General features: G+C 43.6%; 1 protein-coding gene and 2 pseudogenes. 1 reads left to right on the top strand and 2 read right to left on the bottom strand.

Annotated elements, in window-relative coordinates; all coding sequences use genetic code 11:
• Both PX484_RS06400 and PX484_RS06395 read right to left on the bottom strand, forming a co-directional pair.
• Positions 1 to 222 (bottom strand): annotated as a pseudogene (locus tag PX484_RS06400) (ribosome biogenesis GTPase YlqF); the annotation flags it as partial.
• A gap of 320 nt (positions 223 to 542) precedes the next feature.
• Positions 543 to 796: pseudogene (locus tag PX484_RS06395) on the bottom strand (IS4/Tn5 family transposase DNA-binding protein); the annotation flags it as partial.
• Between the two features lie 241 nt (positions 797 to 1,037).
• Here PX484_RS06395 and PX484_RS06390 point away from each other — a divergent pair.
• Positions 1,038 to 1,793, top strand: a complete 756-nt coding sequence (locus PX484_RS06390; protein ID WP_004268423.1) for a DUF2232 domain-containing protein — start codon at positions 1,038 to 1,040, stop codon at positions 1,791 to 1,793.
• Positions 1,794 to 2,259 lie beyond the last annotated feature (466 nt).

Below are 2,259 nucleotides of genomic sequence, written 5' to 3'. Positions count from 1 at the left end.
TGTTACCCATTGTTGCTGGGCAGATTCGGGAATCATATCGAGACGATTTAAGATTAACAAGCGCGGTTTATTGCCAATCCAATCGTCCACCTGCGGATGATGGGAAGCTAAGGGAATGCGAGCATCGCGCACTTCTAAGACTACATCCACGAGTTTAAGATGTTCCTTGAGTTTTCTTTCCGCTTTGGCAATATGACCGGGATACCATTGAATTAACGACATGGGAGATGGGAGTATAAAATTAAATCTTATCAGAAATAGTCCCTAGATAGCTAAGTAGGTAGGTTTTAAAAATTGTCAGATTCCCCCTTATTAAGCTATCCATTACTTACATCTTTCTTAACATAAAATTTGACAAAAAGAAAAAAGTGTGCCGGATGGCTCAAGGGAGTTCTATGGGGGAACTAATTTGATCCGATAGTTTCCAAGTCTCGCTGATATCATCTAACCTTCGCAGTCCCAACCAAATAGTTTCATAGTTTCAACGCTGGGTTCATCGTCACCTTTTCTCCCTAAAAAACCCCAAGAGAAGCAATTATTAAGTTTAAACTGGTTGTGTCTTGAACTGCCAAAACTATTGGATGTTCTTTGATTCTTTCTACTGTACTTTTAGCTTGGGCGGCAATTAGTTCCAAAAGTCTTAGGTGGCACTGGCGGCGGCTAGATTTCCCGATACTTGTGAGACACTTATACTAGGTTGGCTGGCCAAGTTTTCCACGATACTGATTAATCCTTTCTTTCTTCTCGTGTCCCCTAGGTCTGCATACTGTAATTCTTGGGCTGCCCATTTCTCCATTTTTTTGCTCACCTCCACCTTAATTCCTTCTTTCAAAACTATACTTATCAATCGTTTCCCCTTTTTTTAAGTTTCTTCTCTTTTTGTTAAGAAAGATCTGACTAATCGATAGCTTAATAAGGGGGGGTTGACAATTTTTAACACCTACCTACTTATTTTTTGCCTCTTGCCTGACTGGGAGTCGCAAGTCTAAGCTAAGAATAGCCGGCCAACCCGTCCCGACCACCGGATAACTGATAGAATGAATGATTCTAACGCTAATTCTCCCGCTCAATCCTCAGAAGAGACAATAGATGAAACCAATTGGGCAGATCTGGGGGAAGAGGGGAAACCCCTAGATAAACCCACTGCCAAACCTATCCAACCATCTCCTCTCAAGTCTATCGCTACCCTGATCACGGTGGAAACGGCTTTTTTGGCCAGTGCTACCAGTTTAATCTGGTTAATTGATTATTATTTTCCCCTCGGACCGTTATTAAGGGTTTTCTTCCCGATTCCTGTCGCTTTAGCCTATTTACGTTGGGGCGCTCGCTGTGCTTGGATGACAGCATTAGTTTCTAGTTTACTTTTGTCGGTGTTGATGGGACCGACTCGCAGTATTGTCTTTTTGATTCCCCACGGCCTGATGGGGGTACAATTGGGGCTATGCTGGCGCCGGGGTGCGCGCTGGGAATTTTCTATCTTGACTGGGGGACTGTTGGGTGCTTTTGGTTTATTCTTTCGTTTTTGGCTGTTTTCAATTCTTTTAGGCGAAAATCTCTGGTTATATGTGATTACCCAAGCGACTAATTTTATTGATTGGATTTTCACCTGGTTAGGGATTCTCGCTAAACCGACGCTGCTGCAAGTGCAATCGATAGCAGTTGTGGGTATATTTGTCAATAGTTTATTATACTTATTCGCCGTGCATTTAGTGGCGTTATTAGTTCTTGATCGCCTTGGTAATCCGATTTCTCGTCCGCCCAAATGGGTGCAGGTCATACTAGATTATGAGTGATTATTTAGGGACTTGCGCTTTGATAATCTACCTTTTGGGCGAACGCAGTTCGCCCCTACATTGTGGACAAAATCCGTTACTGTAGGGGCGCAATGCTTGCGCCCTCCGAGCGTTCAGGTTTGCTGATCACTCTAAGTAGGGGGAGAGCCTTCGAGCGCCTCCGCAGCTAAGGGACTTGCGCTTTGATAATATGCCATCTGGCCGGTCTGATTCTTCTACAGAGCGATTTTCTGGCTGGGATATTATTCCCACGCAAGTCCCTTAGTGCTTTATGGTCAGTATCTCCAGTCAACTGTTAATCGATCATTTTTCCCCGATCATCGTATTGTCAGAGAGTGACCGAGTGAGTTATAGTCGTCTATAAGACTCGATTAAAGCATTTCTTAAAAGAATCGTGGTTTTTGGAAAATCGAAAAGTGCGCTATTTTCCCTTCCACAGAAACCTGTTGCCGAGGGGAGTAACTCA

The organism is Microcystis sp. M49636_WE2, from assembly GCF_030065375.1.
In the GTDB taxonomy this organism is placed as follows: Bacteria; Cyanobacteriota; Cyanobacteriia; order Cyanobacteriales; family Microcystaceae; genus Microcystis; species Microcystis aeruginosa_C.
The sequence above is the reverse complement of the archived record's forward strand: the minus strand, read 5'-3'. Positions and strand labels throughout refer to the sequence as shown.